The sequence below is a fragment of the Kitasatospora sp. NPDC008115 genome (assembly GCF_042957205.1).
GTDB lineage: Bacteria > Actinomycetota > Actinomycetes > Streptomycetales > Streptomycetaceae > Kitasatospora.
The window spans coordinates 335,487-352,143 of the sequence record NZ_JBIBHU010000004.1 but is presented as its reverse complement, the minus strand read 5'-3'; the positions used below and the strand labels follow the sequence as shown (position 1 = coordinate 352,143).

The window sequence follows — 16,657 nt, the reverse complement described above, 5'->3', positions numbered from 1 at the left end:
CAGCGCGGACGGCGCGGGGGCGCTCATCGAGTGCCCGCGCGCCGCCCGGTGTCCCGCGCGCCTCCTGGACGCTCTGCGAGCCGGGGATCAGCGGCCCGCGCCGAAGCCGCCTCCCACCGCGTCCGGCCCGCCCGGCCGGTCGAGCGGGTCGGAGCCGTCCCGCTGCGCGGGCGGCAGGCCGAGCGCGGCGGCCAGGCCGTCGGGGCCGCTGCCCGCCTTGCGGTAGACGGCGGCCAGCCGGTAGTTGACCTGGCTGAGCGGCAGGGCCAGGTGCTCGGCGATCCGCTGCGGCGGCACCCCGCGCACGGCGAGTTCGGCGACCTCCCACTCCGACTGGCTGAGCGTCTCGCGCGTGTCGCCGAGGCGGTTGGGCCGCAGGCCGTAGTTGGCCAGCTCGCGGCGGGCCCGGTCGACCAACCCGTCCGCCGCGCAGTGCTGCGCCAGCTCGATGCCCTGGTAGAGGTACTCCTGGGCGTCCTCCAGCCGGCCGACCCGGCGCAGCGCGGCGCCGAGGTCGACCAGTGCGACGGCGTGCTCGTAGCCGGCCGGCGACTGGCCGAGGTGGGTGACCGCCCGCTCCAGCAGCTCGACCGCCTGCTGGCCGTCCTCGATCTGGGCGTGCAGCCGCAGCGCCGTGCCGATCGCCGAAGCGGTGCCGAACCGCTCCGCGTCGACGACCGAGCGGCGGGCGTAGGCGCGGGCCCGCTCCGGTTCGTCCGCGGCGAGCGCGATGGCCAGGTGCCCGGCCCAGGGCGCCCAGACCGTGTTGTGCCAGCCCCGGACGTCCAGCTGGGCGCCGGCCTCGGTGAGCGCGGCGGCCGCGCCGGCGGGCCGGCCGACGGCGAGCAGCAGCTTGCCGTACAGCGAGGCGGCGTCGGGCAGCACCATCGCGGTGGCGTGGTACGGCGGGTGGAAGCCGAACTCGATGGCGAGTTCCCAGGCCTCCTGGTTGCGGCCGCGGGCGATCAGGGTGTCGATCAGCACGCCGACCGCGTCCCAGGCCAGCGGCAGTTTGGCACTGATCCGCTCGGAGAGCCGCAGCGCCCGGCGCAGGAAGTCCTCGGCCTCGGCGAGCAGGCCGCGCCGGAACCGTGCCAGGCCCATCAGGAAGTAGGCGAAGCCCCGGTGGGCACCGCTCCAGCCGGCCACCTCGAACTGGATGATGGCGTCCGAGAAGAGCCGCTCGGCCTGGGCGATCCGGTCGTTGTAGGTGTAGGACAGGCCGAGCGTGGCGGGCAGTTCGAAGCCCCAGGTGTTGTCGGTCCAGCCGAGGCCCTTGGGCAGCCGGCCGTTGTCCAGCACGTCGTCGGCGTGCCGCAGCACCTCGGCCGAGGGCTCGCCGCGCAGGGTGAGGTCCCAGGCCCGCAGCGCCAGCACCGCCCGGTCGGCCGCCTCCCGTCCGCTGAGGCTTTCGCACAGCGCGCCGAGCCGGGCGGAGCGGGCCGGCCCGTCCTCCTCGGACTTGCGGTAGGCGTGCCACATGAACGACGCGGCCTCCAGCCGCAGCCGGCCCGGCGGGTCCCCGTGGGTGCGCTCGGCCTCCTCCTGGCAGACCAGCGCGGCCTGGCGCAGCTCGCCGCTGTGGGCGAGCACCTCGGAGAGCCGGAAGGTGGCGTCGACCCGCAGCGAGGGGCGCAGCGGTCCCTCCTCCGGGTCGAGTGCGAGCCGCAGTTGGTTGACGGTGGCGGCGGGGTCGGTGAGCAGGGCGGAGCAGCCCAGCTCGTACAGCACCTCGGCGCGGTCCTGGTCGTCGGGCGGTTCGGCGAGCGCGCGGTGGAGGCAGCGCTGGGCGGCCTCGGGCGCGCCGATCAGCAGGTGTTCGGAGGCGGCCCGGCGGAGTTTGCGCACGGTGCGGTCGTCGCCCTCGCCCGCGAAGGTCTCCACCAGGTGGCGGGAGGCGGCGAGCAGGCCGAGCCCGGCGTTCTCGATCTCGGCGGCGGCCACGCCGTGCATGCCGGTGCGGGTGGCCTCCGGCATGGTGTTGTAGATCGAGCTGGCGATCAGCGGGTGGACGAATTCGAGGTTGCCGTTCGGGGTGGTGGTGAGGACGCGCTGCTTGCGCAGTTCCTTGATGGACTCGCGGGCGCCCTCGGCGGTCTGGGCGGAGATCCGGGTGGCGAGGTCGGGGCGGATGTCGGTGCCGAGCATCGCGGCGGCCCAGGCGAAGCGCAGGGTGGCGGCGCCGAGCCGGTCCAGCCAGGACTTGAGGGTCATCCCGGTGGCGTCGACGGCGAGTTCGCGCAGCTGCTGGGAGTTCTCCTCGACCGGGTCCAGCTCCTGGTCGCGGACCTGGTCGAGCAGGGCGACGACCTCGAAGGGGTTGCCGTTGACGACGTTCCAGAACTCGTAGCAGAACGCCTCCTCGGCCTTCTCGCCGAGTTCGGCGCGGATCATGTCGGTGACCGCGACCAGGGACAGCCGGCTCAGTTGGTGGCGGCGGGTGGCCAGGGCGGCGACCGCGCGGTGGTGCTCCTGGGACTCCTGCTGCCAGTCGGCGGTGTCGTCGCGGTAGGCGAAGACCAGCAGGACCGGCAGCTCGCGGGCCCGGACGGCGAACTGGGCCAGCCAGCCGAGCGATTCGAGGTCGGCCCAGTGCAGGTCGTCGACGATCATCACCAGCGGGGCGCGCCGCGGGGCGAGCTGGGTGAGGACGAAGTCGAGGCCGTCGCGGACGCCCTGCGGGTCGAGGCGGCGGGCGCCCTTGCGGGGCTGCTTGAGGCCCATCGCCGGGCCGACGACCTCCTCCCAGGTGCCCATCACCTGGCTGAACTCGCCGGGCTCCAGGCTGCCGAGCACCGGTTGGAGGAGCTGGCGCAGCACGTGGTACGGCTCGTTGAACTGGCGCTCGCCGCCGCGTGCGAACAGCACGGTGGCGCCCTCGCGAAGCTTGGCGATCCGGCGGACCTCGTGCAGCAGACTGGTCTTGCCGATGCCGGGGCGGCCGGAGAAGGTCAGCAGTTCGCCGATCTCGGTGCCGCCGGCCGCGAAGTCCCGGCAGAGCTTGTCCACCGCGGCCTCGGCGGAGCGGAGTTCGGCGTCGCGGTCGCGCAGTCTGATGCGATGGGGGGCGCCTTCCGCCTCCCGCGCGCCGGGCATCGCCTCCGCCCGGAAATCCCTGTCCCGCTCGGTCACCGTCGTGCCTCCGCCTCGCCGATCCCTGCTCGTGTGCCGAGGTTAGCGCCGGTGGGGGCCGGTTGGAGTGTATTCACGCAGGCGAGGGGCGAGTTGAAGGGTTTGGAGGACTGCCCGAGGGCAATTGCCCTATATCCCTAACGTCGGATCATTGCATCAGATACTCTACGCCCCGCACGCCAAGTTGATCATGCCATGACCATGCTCCACCCTCCGGCAGCGCCGCCCCAACTCCCCCGCCATTGCCCGCCATACCCATCAGTGCCCCCACCCTTCGCAGCTCCGGGAGTCCGATGTCTGACGACACCTCACTTCAGATTCCGTTCCCGCACCGTCGCAGCGAGCACGGGCCGTACGCCACCGAACTGCACCGCGCCTGGCTGACCCGCCATCCACTGCTGCCCGACCCGGCCCACCCGTCCTACGCGCACTGGGACGTGGTCGACCTCGCGGCGCTCGGCTACCCCGACGCCGGACCCGACGAACTCGCGCTCGCCGCGGACCTCATGGGTTTCTACTTCCTCTTCGACGACCAGTTCGACGGCCCGCTCGGCCGCCGCCCCACCGAGGTCGCCCCGATCTGCGACCGGCTGATCGCCGTCTTGCACGGCGCGTCGCCCGACCGCGGCTCGCCCGTGGAGAGCGCCTTCGCCGACCTGTGGGCGCGCAGCGCCCGGGGCATGCCGGCGCGCTGGCAGGCGCGCGCCGCCTACAACTGGGAGTACTACCTCGCCTCCCACCCCGCCGAGGCGGCCGGGCGAATCAGCCCGCGCCCGCCGGACCGGGCCGGCTACCAGGTGCTGCGGCGTGGCACCGCCGCGATGGAGACCATCTTCGACATGATCGAGCGGCTCGGCCACTTCGAGGTGCCGCCGGCCGTGCTGCACCACCCGGTGCTGCGCCAACTGCGCCAACTCGCCGCCGACATCCCCTCGCTGACCAACGACGTGCGGTCGTTCCCGCTGGAGGCGCCGCGCGGCGACGTCAACAACCTGGTGATGATCGTGCGCCGGGAGCGGGACTGCTCGGCCGAGGAGGCCTGCGCCGTGGTGATGGCCGAGGCGCAGTTGATGGTCGAACGCTCGCGCGAGCTGTACGAGGGGCTGCCCGACGTCCACCGGGAGCTCGGCCTGGCCCGGGTGGAGCGGATCGTCGCCCAGCGCTACGCCGACGGCCTGGTCACCTGGCTGGCCGGCTACCTGAGCTGGGAACGCCGCACCGGCCGCTACCAGGCGGTCTGATGGCCCGCCGCCCGCCTCCGGGCCGCGCCGGGCCGGCGCCCCTGCGCCGCGGAGGCTGCCGTGGAGGCCGCCGGGATCGCGCCACCCTCCGTCGACCACCGCCGCACGGACCGTAGCCGAACGGGCCGTCCGCCGGTTAGGGTGCTGCCCGGCGGACGCCCCCGGCACGGGGTGCGCCCGACCCGCGTGTGTGTCCGTTCACTCCGCCGGGCCGCCCCTGCGCGGCCCGGCGCACCGCTCCGGCCCGCACGGCCGCGGCGGTGCCCCGACAGCGCGAGGAGGCACCAGAGCATGCCGGTCTACCAGCCCCCCGGGCAGCCCGGATCCATCGTCGACTACCGCCCCCGCTACGAGCACTGGATCGGCGGCCGGTGGACGCCGCCGGTCCTCGGCCAGTACTTCGAGAACCCCAGTCCGGTCACCGGCGAGGTCTTCACCGAGGTCGCCCGCGGCACCGCCGAGGACATCGAGGCCGCGCTGGACGCCGCCCACGCCGCCGCCCCGGCCTGGGGCCGTACCCCGCCCGCCGAGCGCGCCCAGGTGCTGCTGCGGATCGCCGACCGGATCGAGCAGAACCTCGAACGGCTCGCCGTCGCGGAGAGCTGGGAGAACGGCAAGCCGGTCCGCGAGACGCTGGGCGCCGACCTGCCGCTGGCCGTCGACCAGTTGCGCTACTTCGCCGGCGCGCTGCGCGCCCAGGAGGGCGGCCTCTCCCAGCTGGACGAGGACACCGTGGCGTACCACTTCCACGAGCCGCTGGGCGTGGTCGGCCAGATCATCCCGTGGAACTTCCCGATCCTGATGGCCGTCTGGAAGGTCGCCCCGGCGCTGGCGGCGGGCAACACCGTCGTCCTGAAGCCGGCCGAGCAGACCCCGGCCTCGGTGCTGCTGCTGGTCGAGCTGACCGCCGACCTGCTGCCGCCGGGCGTGCTCAACGTGGTCAACGGCTTCGGCCTGGAGGCCGGCCGCCCGCTCGCCTCCAGCGACCGGATCCGGAAGATCGCCTTCACCGGCGAGACCACCACCGGCCGGCTGATCTCGCAGTACGCCAGCGGCAACCTCATCCCCGTCTCGCTGGAGCTCGGCGGCAAGAGCCCCAACCTGTTCTTCGCCGACGTCGCCGCCGAGCAGGACGCCTTCTACGACAAGACCGTCGAGGGCTTCGCGATGTTCGCCCTCAACCAGGGCGAGGTCTGCACCTGTCCCAGCCGGGCGCTGATCGAGTCCGCGGTCTACGACCGGCTGCTCGCCGACGGCCTGGAGCGGGTCCGCACGCTGCGCCAGGGCGACCCGCTGGACACCGCGACCCAGGTCGGCGCGCAGGCCAGCGACGAGCAGCTGCGCAAGATCCTCTCCTACATCGAGATCGGCCAGGCCGAGGGCGCCAAGCTGCTGGCCGGCGGCGAGCGGGCGGACCTCGGCGGCGCGCTGTCGGGCGGCTACTACGTCACGCCGACGGTCTTCGAGGGCGTCAACGGGATGCGGATCTTCCAGGAGGAGATCTTCGGCCCGGTGGTCGCCGTGACCCGCTTCGAGGACTTCGACGACGCGATCACGCTCGCCAACGACACCCTGTACGGGCTCGGCGCCGGCGTCTGGACCCGCAACGGCACCACCGCCTACCGGGCCGGGCGCGCCATCCAGGCCGGCCGGGTCTGGACCAACTGCTTCCACGCCTATCCGGCCCACGCCGCGTTCGGCGGCTACAAGAACTCCGGCATCGGCCGGGAGGGCCACAAGGCCGTCCTGGAGCACTACCAGCAGACCAAGAACCTGCTGGTCAGCTACTCCCCGCAGGCCACGGGCCTGTTCTAGCGCCCCGGCGCCGAGCGCGCCCCGGAACGCGGAGTGGGAAGTCGGGCCGGCCGACTTCCCACTCCGTACGCCACTCCCCGTGGCCCGGTCGGGGACCCCTGGGGGGTACATCACCCGTATCGGGATCCAAGCACATGAATCCCGGGAAATCCCCGACGCGCCGCCGACATGCGCGGCGAGTCCCGGCCAACGTCCTAAACAGGAGTCCCGACCCGATTTTTCGACTCCTGGGAGACCGGATGACCATCGCCACCGCCAAACTCTCCGACGCGACCGTGCGCGCCGCCGTCACCGCGATCAACGACGGAAACCGGCAGGCCTTCGTCGACCTGCTCGCGCCGGACGCCACGATGTCCGACGACGGCACCGAGCGCGACCTCCAGGACTGGATCGACCGGGAGATCTTCACCGTCCACGGCCACATGGAGGTCCGCTCCGAGTCGGCCGGCGGCCGGACCCTGATCGCCGACTACCGGAACGAGACCTGGGGCGAGATGCGCACCTCCTGGCGCTTCACCGTCGAGGACGGCCGGATCAGCCACTTCGCGACCGGCCAGGCCTGACCGTCCGTCCGTCCGGGCCTCCTCCGGCCGGCCGGCCGTCGCCCCGTCAGGCCGCCCCGAGGCACTCCCGCACCGCCCTGATCAGCGTGCGGGAGCGGATGTCCCCGGTGACGCCGGGCTGCATGCCGTTGGTGACGTAACCGAAGCCGATCCCGAGTTCCGGGTCGGCGAAGCCCAGCGAGCCGCCCCGGCCCGGATGGCCGAAACTCGCCGGCGAGGCCATCGGCGCGGTCGCGCCGTGCCGGAAGAAGCCCAGCCCGAAGGTGGAGTTGACGATCAGCACCCGGTCCGGGCCGCTGACCACCGGCCCGGCCGCCCGGGCCAGCACCTCGGACCCGAGCAGCGGCGGCAGCGTCCCGCCGCCGCTGCCGTGCCGGTCGGCCGCGCCGATCAGCGCCGCGTAGAACCGGGCCACCGAGCGCGCGGTGCCGATCCCGCCCGCGCCGGGGATCTCGGCGGCCTGCACCGCCGGGTCGTTCAGGTCCACCCCGGGCCGAACCGAGGCGAACGCCCGGGCGGTCAGCGAGGCCGGGTCCTGGTAGGCCTCCCGCACGGACTGCTTGGGGCGCAGCCGCAGCCCGCTCGGGCCGGTCCGGGCGGCCGGCGGCGCGGGCAGGTCGACCAGCCGGCCCACCCGGGGCGCGGCGCCGGCCGGCAGGCCGATCCACAGGTCGAGGCCGAGCGGCCGGGCGATCTCCTCGGCGAAGTACTGGCCGACGGTGCGCCCGCTCACCCGGCGCACCACCTCGCCGACCAGCCAGCCGAAGGTGTACGGGTGGTAGCCGTGCGCCGTGCCGGGCTCCCAGGCGGGCGCCTGGGCGGCCACCGCGGCCGCCGCCCGCTCCCAGGTGAGCACGTCCTCCAGCCGCAGCGGCACGTCCAGCGCGGGCACCCCGGCCTGGTGCGACAGCAGCCAGCCCACCGGCACGCCGTCCTTGCCCGCGGCCCCGAACTCCGGCCAGTAGGAGACCACCGGCGCGTCCAGGTCCAGCAGCCCGCGCTCGGCGAGCAGCAGCGCGGTGGTCGCGGTCAGGCCCTTGGTGACCGAGCGCAGCACCTGCGCGGTGTCCGCCGTCCAGGGCACGGCCGGCGCGGGCCGCCCGCCGACCTCGGGCCGGGCGTCGCCGCCCCACAGGTCGACCACCTTGCGGCCGCGCACGTACAGCGCGAACGCCGCGCCGAGCTCCCCGTACTCGCGGAAGTTGCGCGCGAAGGCCTCCCGCACCGGCTCGAAGCCCCCGGCCGTCTCGCCCCAGATCTCCACCACCGCGCGCCGCCCTCGCCGTTCGTCCATCCATGGATCGCCCGGAAACCCTAACCTGTCGGTCATGACCGAGCCTGCGCGGAGCGATTCCGCCGATCCCGCCGATGAGCTGCTGGACGTCGTCGACGAGCACGACCGGGTGACCGGCACCGCGCCGCGCGGGGAGGTGTACCGGCGCGGGCTGATCCACCGGTGCGTCTTCGTCCTGGTCCGCGACCCGGCCGGGCGGATCTTCGTGCACCGGCGCACCGACACCAAGCTGTTCGTCCCCGGCGCGCACGACATGTTCGTCGGCGGCGTGGTGGGCGCCGGCGAGACCTACCGGCAGGCCGCCGTCCGGGAGGCCGAGGAGGAGCTGGGCGTCACCGGGATCGCCCCGCGCCCGCTGTTCCGCTTCCTGTTCCGCGGCGAGGGCCTCGCCTGGTGGTCCGACGTGCACGAGGCCGAGTGGGACGGCCCGGTGGCCCCGCAGGAGTCCGAGGTCGCCTGGCACGCCTGGCTCACCCCCGCCGAGCTGGCCGAGCGGCTGGAGCGCGACGTGTTCGTCCCGGACGGCCGCGAGGCCTACCGCCGCTACCTGGAGCACCGTCCGGCCCGACCGGGCGGATAGGGTGACGCGCATGGCATCCCGCACGCCGCCGGCCCCCTCCCCCGCGTCCGCGTCCGCGCGCGGCGAGCGCCCGGAGCCCGCCGGGCGGACGCGCCGCCGCCTCAGCGTGGACGAGCGGCGCGAGCAGCTGATCGCCGTGGCGCTGGAGCTGTTCAGCCACCGCCCGCCGGAGGAGGTGTCGATCGACGACATCGCCGCCGCCGCGGGCGCCTCCCGGCCGCTGGTCTACCACTACTTCCCGGGCAAGCAGGCGATCTACGAGGAGTCGCTGCGCCGGGCCGGGCGGGAGCTGTCGGCCCGCTTCGAGGAGCCCGCCGAGGGCCCGCTCTCCGAGCGCCTGTACCGGGTGATGGGCCGCTACCTGGACTTCGTGCAGAGCCACGGCCCCGGCTTCGCGGCGCTGCTGCGCGGCGGTTCGGTGACGGCCAGCACCAACACCTCGGCGGTGATCGACGAGGTCCGGCAGGCCGCGTACGACCAGATCATCGGCCACCTCGCGCTGCCCTCGCCCAGCCCGGGGCTGCGGCTGACCGTCCGGGCCTGGATCGCCAACGCCGAGATCACCTCGCTGGAGTGGCTGGCCGACCGCTCGGTGCCGCTGGAGGACCTTCAGCTGCACCTGGTGCAGGAGTTCGTGGCGGCGCTCACCCTGACGGCCGCCCGGGAGCCCGCGCTGGCCGCCGAGCTGGCCGGGTTCCTCGCCGACGAGCGCCCCGACGGGCCGACCGGACGGCTGGTCGACGACCTGGCGGGCCTGCTGGCCGTCCCCGGTCTCGCCGACGCCCTGACCGCCCTGGCCACCGGCCCCCGGCCCGCCTCCGACGCCGCTGCGGACACCACCGCCGGGTGACGCCGGACGGCCTGTTCTGCCGCGTCGGCGGCCTCTGATAGGAATGTGCACGGATCTGACGGCCCGCCGGTCACCCCCCGGGCCGGGATCCACGGACCACCGGACGCACAGCGAGCAGAGCGGGGGCTCAACAGTTGACCCAGGACGGCCAGTTCAGCACGGAGGCCGGCCCCTTCACGGCCGCCGAGCGGGTCTCCGCGACCCTCGCCAGCCTCACCGACGCCCTCTTCGGCGCCCGGACCTCGCGCCAGCCCGCCGCCGCGCTGACCGCCCTGCGGGAGGCGACGCACCCGGCCGCCGACGCCCTGTTCAACCTGCCGCTGGCGCCCAACGGCCCGGTGCACACCGCCGTCGACCGGCTCGGCACCGTGGTCACCGCCGGCACCGCCCGCCCGGGCACCGGCGCCGCGCTCGGCCCGTCGGCGACCGGCGCGCTGCTGGCCCGCTACGGCGCCACGGGGGCCGTCCGCGGCACGGCGGCCGGCTCCGCCGAGGAGATCACCGCCGGGCTCTTCGAGCTGCCGGTGAACGGCGAGCCCGCCGATCCCAAGCTGCGCCCCGCGTTCGCCGCGCCGCTGGCCGCACTGGCCGCCGGCCGGCAGACCCGGCAGCCCGTCGAACTGCCCACCGGCGCGGGCGCCGAGGTCCGCCTGGTCGTCCCGCCGGGCTTCCACGCCCTCACCGCGCCGGACGGCCCGCCCGGCGTCTCCGCCCGGACGGTGCGCACCGGCCCGGTGGACGGCGTCCCGGTCGGCCCCGGGGCCGACCCGGCGACCGGCGCGGCCGCCGCCGCCCTGACCGCGCACCTGGCCGAGACCGCCGAGGAGCTCTTCAGCGGCACCGGTACGGCCGAGCGCCGCGACTTCGCGCTGATCGCCGCCGCCCTGGCGGACACCGTCACCTCCTCCGGCGCCGTCTACGCGGGCCTCGGCGCCTTCCACCTGGACGGCCGGCCGAGCGACGCCACCCTGGTCGTCTCGCTGGCCCGCCACCCGCTGCCGATCACCGGCCTCGCCACCGAACTGGCCACCGTGCGCCGGCACGCCGAGGTCTGGACGGTGCTGCTGCCCGCCGGGCCGGCCGCCGTCCTGGTCGAGGCGCGCAGCGTGCCGGTGCCGGGCCCGCTGGCCGCCGACGGGGGGCGCCGCTGGGCGGTCACCTCGGTGGTGGAGGCGTTCGTCCCGCTGCCGGACGGCGTCTCGGTGCTCTGCGTGCAGCTGACCACCGCCCAGCCGCAGGACTGGGAGCTGTACACGGACGTCTTCGCGGAGCTGCTGAAGAGCGTTCAGTTCGGCTGGGACGGCGTGCCCGCCACCCCGCTCGCCCCGGCCGCCCCGGCGCCGTCCCCCGCGCCGACCGTCGCCGTGCCCGCCCCGGCCGCTCCCCCGGTGCCGCCGCCGACGGTGCCGGTGCCGGTGCCCCAGGAGGACGCCACGCCGGTCCGCATCCCGCCGGCCGACTTCAACCCCTTCGCCCCGGTCGCCGACCCGACCCCGGCCCGGCCGATCCTGGTGCCCGACGAGGCCGCGCAGCCGCCCGCCCCGCCCAAGGGCACCCCGGTGGCGGTCCCGCCGCCGGACTTCGACCCCTTCGGCATCCTCGGCACCCCGGCCGCCGAACCGGCCGCCCCCCAGGCCCCGGAGCCGCCCAAGGGCACACCCGTGATGGTGCCCCCGCCGGACTTCGACCCCTTCGGCATCATGGGGACCCCGGCCGCCGAGCCGCTGCCGGCCGCCGCCCCCCAGCAGCCCGCGGCCGCCCCGGCCACCGACCCGTTCGGCACGGTGACCGCCGCGGACCGGCCCAGCGACCCGTTCGGCACCACCGTCCCGGCGCCGCCCAGCGCCCCGCCGGCCGTTCCCGCGGCCGCCCCGGCCGCCGCTCCTGCCGCCGCCCCGGGCCCGGTCAAGGGCACCCCGGTGATGGTCCCGCCGCCGGACTTCAACCCCTTCGCCCCGCAGCCCGAGGACGCCCCGGCCCCGCCGCCGCCCGCCACCGCTCCGGAGCAGAGCCCCTTCGGCTGAGACCGGCCCCGCACCGGCGCGACGCCGCCGCCACGCCGCCGCACCCCCACCGCCCTGGCGACCCCGGTCGCCGGGGCGGTGGCCGTCCGTACCCCGGTCATGTTCACGATCGACAAGTGGTACAGACCTATTGCCAGTTCGCCCGTCCGCTCCCTACCCTCGGCACAGGATCCTCCGTGGCACCCCGACGGCCAGAGGACCGGTTCCGCGCCGCCCCCATGGCCCGGAGCAAGCTGCTCCACGCACCTGACACCTCCCCACGGGTTACGGGGGGTCCGGGCCTGCCCCGGGACCCCAGGACAGGAGCCACATCCATGCGCAAACGTCGGATCAGCCTGCCGCTGCTCGCGGCCGGGACCCTGCTCGTCCCCCTGCTCGGTGCCGCCCTGCCCGCCACCCTCGCCCACGCCGCCGACGACGCGGCCGCGCAGGCCCTCGCCGGGTCGGTGACCGCGGCCCTCACCAAGGGCAGCGACTGGGGCAGCGGCTACGAGGGCAGCTACACCATCACCAACGGCTCCAGCGCCCCGGTCAACGGCTGGACGCTGGAGTTCGACCTGCCCACCGGCAACACCGTCGCGGGCCTGTGGAACGCCTCGTACACCGCCTCGGGCTCCCATGTCACGGTCAAGAACCCCGGTTGGGCCTCGACCCTGCCGGTCGGCGGCACCTACAACGTCGGCTTCAACATCGCCTACTCGGGCGCCTACCAGCCGCCGGCGAACTGCAAGCTCAACGGCAAGCCGTGCGACGGCAGCGGCGACGACCTGACCCCGCCGTCCGTCCCGGGCGCCCTGAAGTCCGGCACCGTCACCCAGACCACCGCGGCCCTCTCCTGGACCGCGAGCACCGACAACGTCGGCGTCACCGGGTACGACGTGTACCGGGACGGCACCAAGGTGGCCACCACCGACGGCGCCACCACCGGCGTCACCGTGCAGGGCCTGACCGGCGGCACCACCTACCAGTTCACCGTCCAGGCCTTCGACGCGGCGGGCAACCGCTCGGCGGCGGCCGGCCCGGTGAGCGTCACCACCCCGCCGCCGATCGAGGACAAGGAGGCGCCCACCACCCCGGGCACCCCCGCCGTCACCGGCTCGGACTCCAGTTCGGTCTCGCTGAGCTGGACGGCCAGCACCGACAACGTCGGCGTCACCGCCTACGACATCACCGCGAGCAACGGCGTGGTGACCACCGTCACCAGCCCCTCCGGCACCGTCGGCGGCCTGGCCCCGGACACCGAGTACACCTTCACCGTGAAGGCCCGTGACGCGGCCGGCAACGTCTCCCCGGTCTCCGGCGCGGTCACCGCCCGCACCAAGAAGGGCGGCACCGGCGGCGCGCTGAAGATCGGCTACTTCACCCAGTGGAGCATCTACGCCCGCGGCTACAGCGTGAAGCAGCTCGACACCTCCGGCTCGGCCGGCCGGCTCTCGGTGATCAACTACGCCTTCGCCAACATCCACCCGACCACCAAGCAGTGCTTCATCACCAACAAGGCGGCCGGGCCGGACAACGACCCGAACGCGGGTGACGGCGCCGGTGACGCCTGGGCCGACTTCGGCAAGGGCTGGGACGCCGGCAACTCGGTGGCCGGCACCACCGACACCTGGGACCAGAAGCTGGCCGGCAACTTCAACCAGCTGAAGCAGCTCAAGGCCAAGTACCCCAACCTCAAGATCCAGATCTCGCTGGGCGGCTGGTCGTACAGCAAGTGGTTCTCCGACGCGGTGGCCACCGACGCCTCCCGCAAGGCGCTCGTCACCTCCTGCATCGACATGTACATCAAGGGCAACCTGCCGGTCATCGACGGCCGCGGCGGCGCGGGCAGCGCGGCCGGCATCTTCGACGGCATCGACCTCGACTGGGAGTGGCCGAACTCCGACGGGCACACCGGTAACATCTTCCGGCCCGCCGACAAGGCCAACTACACCCTGCTGGCCCAGGAGTTCCGCCGCCAGCTGGACGCCCTCGGCGCCACCACCAACAAGCACTACACGCTGAGCGCCTTCCTCCCGGCCGACCCGGCGAAGGTCACCGCGGGCATCGACATCCCGGGCCTGTTCGGCGCCTTCGACTTCGCCACCATCCAGGGCTACGACTACCACGGCGGCTGGGAGATGGTCACCAACCAGCAGTCCGGCATCAAGGTCGCCGCGGGCGACCCGAACCCGCCGGCCCGCCAGTTCAGCTCCGAGGTCGCGATCGGCGCGTACGTGAACGGCGGCGCCCCGAAGAGCAAGCTCACGCTGGGCATCCCGTTCTACGGACGCGGCTGGACGGGCGTGCCGCGCGGCACCACCAACGGCCTCTTCCAGACCGCGACGGGCCCCGGCCCGGGCACCTACGAGGCCGGCTTCGAGGACTACAAGCGCCTCAAGGACATGGCCACCACCGGCGGTTACACCATCTACCGCGACCCGGTGGCCGGCCACTCCTACATCTACAACGGGACCGTCTTCTACACCTACGACGACCCGACCGAGATCGCCCGCAAGACCGCCTGGATCAAGTCCCAGGGGCTGGCCGGCGCGATGGTCTGGGCCTTCGACGGCGACACCCCGAACGGTGAGCTGATGGCCGCGGTGGACAACGGCCTGAAGTAACCCCGTCCCCTTCCGGTGCCTGGCCCGTCACGCGCTCACCGCGCGCGGCGGGCCAGGTGCACGACGTCCGGCACCCCGCGGGCCACCGCCACCTCCCGGGTCGCCACCTCCGTGAAGCCGGCCGTCCGCAGCGCCTCCTCGAAGGCCGGTGACGGCCGGGCGCTCCACACCGCCAGCACGCCGCCCGGCTCCAGCCGCCGCAGCAGCAGCGCCAGTCCCTCCGCGCCGTACAGCCCGGCGTTGCCGTCGGTGACCGTCCAGTCCGGCCCGTTGTCGATGTCCAGGCAGAGCGCGTGGTGGCGGACGCCGTCGGCGCCGGCCAGGTACTCCAGCAGGTCGGTGTGCAGCACCTCGACCCGCGGGTCGTCCAGCGCGCCGGCCGAGAAGGCGGCCAGCGGGCCGCCCCGGTGCCACTCGATGATCGCGCCCTCGCGCTCCACCACGGCGATCCGCCCCCAGCGCGGCTCGGCCGCCGCGTGGGCCAGCGAGAAGCCGACGCCGAGCCCGCCGATCAGCACCGACGGCCGCGCCGACGGTCCGCCCCGGTCCAGTTCGTCCAGCGCCGCCCGTACCAGCAGCCGCTCGGAGCGCCCGTCGGCGGTGTCCATCAGGAAGCAGCCGTTGGCGATGATCTCGTAGGTGCCGCCGCGCCGCCGCAGCGCCACCTCCCCGAACGGACCCTCGCGCCGGTCGAGCGTGACGACGGCCGAGGAGCCGTCCCGTTCCGGCAGTGCGGTGGACATGCGGCGGGTTCCTCCGTGGTGTTCGACGACCTGGACACGCGGCCCGCCCGACCGGCCGGGCCACCCTCCCGACAATAGCCCAACCCCCACCGGACGCCCGGTGTTTATGCGGTGGCCAGCACCCCGGCGTACGAGACCCCCGCGACCACCACCCAGGAGCCGAGCCCGAGCAGCGCGAGCCGGCCTCCGGTGCGCACCATGGTCGGCAGGTGGACGGCGCTGCCGAGCCCGAACAGCGCGGCCGCCAGCAGCAGTTCCTGGGCGTCCCCGGCGAGGGTGAGGGCCCGCTCGGGCAGTACGCCGGTGGTGCGCACCGCGATCATGGCCAGGAACCCGGCGACGAACAGCGGCACCAGCGGCGGCCGCTTGCCACCGGCCCGCGCGGCGCCTTCCGGCGCGGTGCCTTCCGGCGCGGCGCCGGCCCGCCGTTGTGCGCGCCGGGCCGCCACCGCGACCCCGGCGACCAGCGGCGCGAGCAGGACCACCCGCATCAGCTTGACCAGCACCGCCTCGCGCAGCGCGCCCGCCCCGCCGCTCTGCGCGGTGGCGACCACCTGGCCGACGTCGTGCACACTGGCGCCGACCCAGCGGCCGAAGCCACTGGTGTCCAGGCCGAGCGGGTGCTGGAGCAGCGGCAGGACGGCGATGGCGAGGGTGCCGCAGAGGGTGACCAGCGCGACGGAGGCGGCGACGTCCTCCTCCTCGCTGCCGGCGGCCTGGCTGACCGCGCCGATCGCCGAGGCGCCGCAGATGGAGTACCCGGTGGCCACCAGCAGCGGCTGGTCACCGGGCAGGCCGAGCCGGCGCCCCAGCCACAGGGTGCCGGCGAAGGTGGCGGCGACCACCGCGATAACCATGGCGACGGTGGCCCAGCCGAGGCCGAGCACGTCGTCGAGGCCGAGTTTGAGGCCGAGCAGCACGATGCCCAGGCGCATCAGCCGCTTGCCGGCGGTGGAGAGTCCGGGCCGGGCGACGCCGCGGACCACCGGGCGCAGGCCGGGAAGGTGGGCGGCGGCGACACCGAGCAGCACGGCGGCGGTGAGCCTGGGGACGGCGGGCACGGCCTGGTGGACGGCGAACGCGGCGGCGACGCCGAGCCCGGCGAGCAGCAGCCCGGGGGCGTCGCCGCCGAGCGGGGGAAGGGCACGGGTGCGGGTGCGCGAGGGCCGCACCGCGCGGTCCCGGAGGGTCAGGGCCATCCGGGCTCACCGCCGCCCGTCGGCGGGCAGCCGGTAGACCCGCCGGATGCTGGTGCCGAGCCGGGAGACGTCGGCGCCGTACACGTGGAGGGAGATGGCGGTGGCGGTACAGGCGTTGCGCACCAGGTGGATGTCGCCGGGAGGGGCGAAGGCGGCGACGGTGCCGGCCGGGCCGACCACGTGCTCGGTCTCGACCAGGTGGGCGGTGCGCCCGTCGGAGACCAGCCGGTAGCGGGTCTCGCTCTCCTGGCCCTCGTGGACGCCGGCCACGCACCAGGAGACGTGGTCGTGGATCGGGGTCTGCTGCCCGGGCAGCCAGACCAGGGCGACGACGGAGAAGGAGCCGTCGTCCTCGGCGTGCAGGACGTGCTGGCGGTAGCGCTCGGGGTCGCCCTCGCGCTGGTCCGCGGTGAGGAGTTCGGCGTCGCCGAGGTGCGGGGCGAGCCGTTCGCCGACCAGGTAGGCGGTGAGCTCGGGCGGCAGGCCGCGGTCCACGACCGCGCGGATCTCGCCGACGAGGGCGGTCATGCGCTCGGTGAGCCGGCCCCTGCCGACCGTGGCTGACGTTGTCATGCCAGCAGGTTCGCGGCCGCCGACCCATCACGTCCAA

At 74.8% G+C, this 16,657-nt stretch carries 12 protein-coding genes; 7 read left to right on the top strand and 5 right to left on the bottom strand.

Annotation, left to right across the window (positions count from 1 at the left end; translation table 11 throughout):
* Nucleotides 1–87 precede the first annotated feature (87 nt).
* A complete protein-coding gene (locus tag ACFZBX_RS07870) occupies nucleotides 88–3,132 on the bottom strand; it encodes an ATP-binding protein (protein WP_391532064.1) in 3,045 nt (1,014 codons plus the stop codon).
* Between the two features lie 293 nt (nucleotides 3,133–3,425).
* On the opposite strand from ACFZBX_RS07870, the gene ACFZBX_RS07865 reads away from it, so the two are divergent.
* From ACFZBX_RS07865 to ACFZBX_RS07855, 3 genes are all read left to right on the top strand, one after another.
* Nucleotides 3,426–4,373 (top strand): terpene cyclase, encoded by a 948-nt coding sequence (locus ACFZBX_RS07865; protein ID WP_391532063.1) that lies wholly within the window; start codon nucleotides 3,426–3,428, stop codon nucleotides 4,371–4,373.
* A gap of 291 nt (nucleotides 4,374–4,664) precedes the next feature.
* Nucleotides 4,665–6,188: an aldehyde dehydrogenase family protein gene (locus ACFZBX_RS07860; protein WP_391532062.1), complete on the top strand. Its 1,524-nt coding sequence runs from the start codon at nucleotides 4,665–4,667 to the stop codon at nucleotides 6,186–6,188.
* A 239-nt stretch (nucleotides 6,189–6,427) separates the two neighbouring features.
* Nucleotides 6,428–6,751 carry a nuclear transport factor 2 family protein gene (locus ACFZBX_RS07855; RefSeq protein ID WP_391532061.1) on the top strand — a complete coding sequence of 108 codons (324 nt, stop codon included), beginning with the start codon at nucleotides 6,428–6,430 and terminating at the stop codon, nucleotides 6,749–6,751.
* Between the two features lie 46 nt (nucleotides 6,752–6,797).
* Here ACFZBX_RS07855 and ACFZBX_RS07850 read toward each other — a convergent pair whose 3' ends face one another.
* On the bottom strand, nucleotides 6,798–8,045 hold the full coding sequence (locus ACFZBX_RS07850) for a serine hydrolase domain-containing protein (protein ID WP_391532060.1): 1,248 nt from the start codon (nucleotides 8,043–8,045) through the stop codon (nucleotides 6,798–6,800).
* Nucleotides 8,046–8,079: 34 nt separating this feature from the next.
* Here ACFZBX_RS07850 and ACFZBX_RS07845 point away from each other — a divergent pair, with 34 nt between their 5' ends.
* The 4 genes from ACFZBX_RS07845 to ACFZBX_RS07830 all read left to right on the top strand — a co-directional run bounded on the left by ACFZBX_RS07845 (nucleotide 8,080) and on the right by ACFZBX_RS07830 (nucleotide 14,105).
* Nucleotides 8,080–8,625: an NUDIX hydrolase gene (locus ACFZBX_RS07845; RefSeq protein WP_391532059.1), complete on the top strand. Its 546-nt coding sequence runs from the start codon at nucleotides 8,080–8,082 to the stop codon at nucleotides 8,623–8,625.
* A gap of 10 nt (nucleotides 8,626–8,635) precedes the next feature.
* Complete coding sequence (locus tag ACFZBX_RS07840) at nucleotides 8,636–9,475, top strand: TetR/AcrR family transcriptional regulator (protein ID WP_391532058.1); 840 nt, start codon at nucleotides 8,636–8,638, stop codon at nucleotides 9,473–9,475.
* A 134-nt stretch (nucleotides 9,476–9,609) separates the two neighbouring features.
* Nucleotides 9,610–11,499: a hypothetical protein gene (locus ACFZBX_RS07835; protein ID WP_391532057.1), complete on the top strand. Its 1,890-nt coding sequence runs from the start codon at nucleotides 9,610–9,612 to the stop codon at nucleotides 11,497–11,499.
* Nucleotides 11,500–11,813: 314 nt separating this feature from the next.
* Entirely contained in the window at nucleotides 11,814–14,105 is a 2,292-nt protein-coding gene (locus ACFZBX_RS07830) for a glycosyl hydrolase family 18 protein (RefSeq protein ID WP_391532056.1), read from the top strand.
* 35 nt (nucleotides 14,106–14,140) lie between these two features.
* On the opposite strand, the gene ACFZBX_RS07825 is transcribed toward ACFZBX_RS07830, so the two are convergent.
* The 3 genes from ACFZBX_RS07825 to ACFZBX_RS07815 all read right to left on the bottom strand — a co-directional run bounded on the left by ACFZBX_RS07825 (nucleotide 14,141) and on the right by ACFZBX_RS07815 (nucleotide 16,620).
* Nucleotides 14,141–14,848, bottom strand: a complete 708-nt coding sequence (locus ACFZBX_RS07825; protein WP_391532055.1) for a spermidine synthase — start codon at nucleotides 14,846–14,848, stop codon at nucleotides 14,141–14,143.
* A gap of 104 nt (nucleotides 14,849–14,952) precedes the next feature.
* Entirely contained in the window at nucleotides 14,953–16,047 is a 1,095-nt protein-coding gene (locus tag ACFZBX_RS07820) for a YeiH family protein (protein ID WP_391532054.1), read from the bottom strand.
* A 6-nt stretch (nucleotides 16,048–16,053) separates the two neighbouring features.
* On the bottom strand, nucleotides 16,054–16,620 hold the full coding sequence (locus ACFZBX_RS07815) for a cysteine dioxygenase (RefSeq protein WP_391532053.1): 567 nt from the start codon (nucleotides 16,618–16,620) through the stop codon (nucleotides 16,054–16,056).
* Between the last annotated feature and the right edge of the window lie 37 nt (nucleotides 16,621–16,657).

Excerpts from the sequence above, each read along its gene's own strand:
- ACFZBX_RS07830 (WP_391532056.1), top strand. The coding sequence starts at position 11,814 with ATGCGCAAACGTCGGATCAGCCTGCCGCTGCTCGCGGCCGGGACCCTG.
- ACFZBX_RS07845 (WP_391532059.1), top strand. The coding sequence starts at position 8,080 with ATGACCGAGCCTGCGCGGAGCGATTCCGCCGATCCCGCCGATGAGCTG.
- ACFZBX_RS07850 (WP_391532060.1), bottom strand. The coding sequence starts at position 8,045 with ATGGACGAACGGCGAGGGCGGCGCGCGGTGGTGGAGATCTGGGGCGAG.
- ACFZBX_RS07840 (WP_391532058.1), top strand. The coding sequence starts at position 8,636 with ATGGCATCCCGCACGCCGCCGGCCCCCTCCCCCGCGTCCGCGTCCGCG.
- ACFZBX_RS07825 (WP_391532055.1), bottom strand. The coding sequence starts at position 14,848 with ATGTCCACCGCACTGCCGGAACGGGACGGCTCCTCGGCCGTCGTCACG.
- ACFZBX_RS07860 (WP_391532062.1), top strand. The coding sequence starts at position 4,665 with ATGCCGGTCTACCAGCCCCCCGGGCAGCCCGGATCCATCGTCGACTAC.
- ACFZBX_RS07820 (WP_391532054.1), bottom strand. The coding sequence starts at position 16,047 with ATGGCCCTGACCCTCCGGGACCGCGCGGTGCGGCCCTCGCGCACCCGC.
- ACFZBX_RS07865 (WP_391532063.1), top strand. The coding sequence starts at position 3,426 with ATGTCTGACGACACCTCACTTCAGATTCCGTTCCCGCACCGTCGCAGC.
- ACFZBX_RS07815 (WP_391532053.1), bottom strand. The coding sequence starts at position 16,620 with ATGACAACGTCAGCCACGGTCGGCAGGGGCCGGCTCACCGAGCGCATG.
- ACFZBX_RS07855 (WP_391532061.1), top strand. The coding sequence starts at position 6,428 with ATGACCATCGCCACCGCCAAACTCTCCGACGCGACCGTGCGCGCCGCC.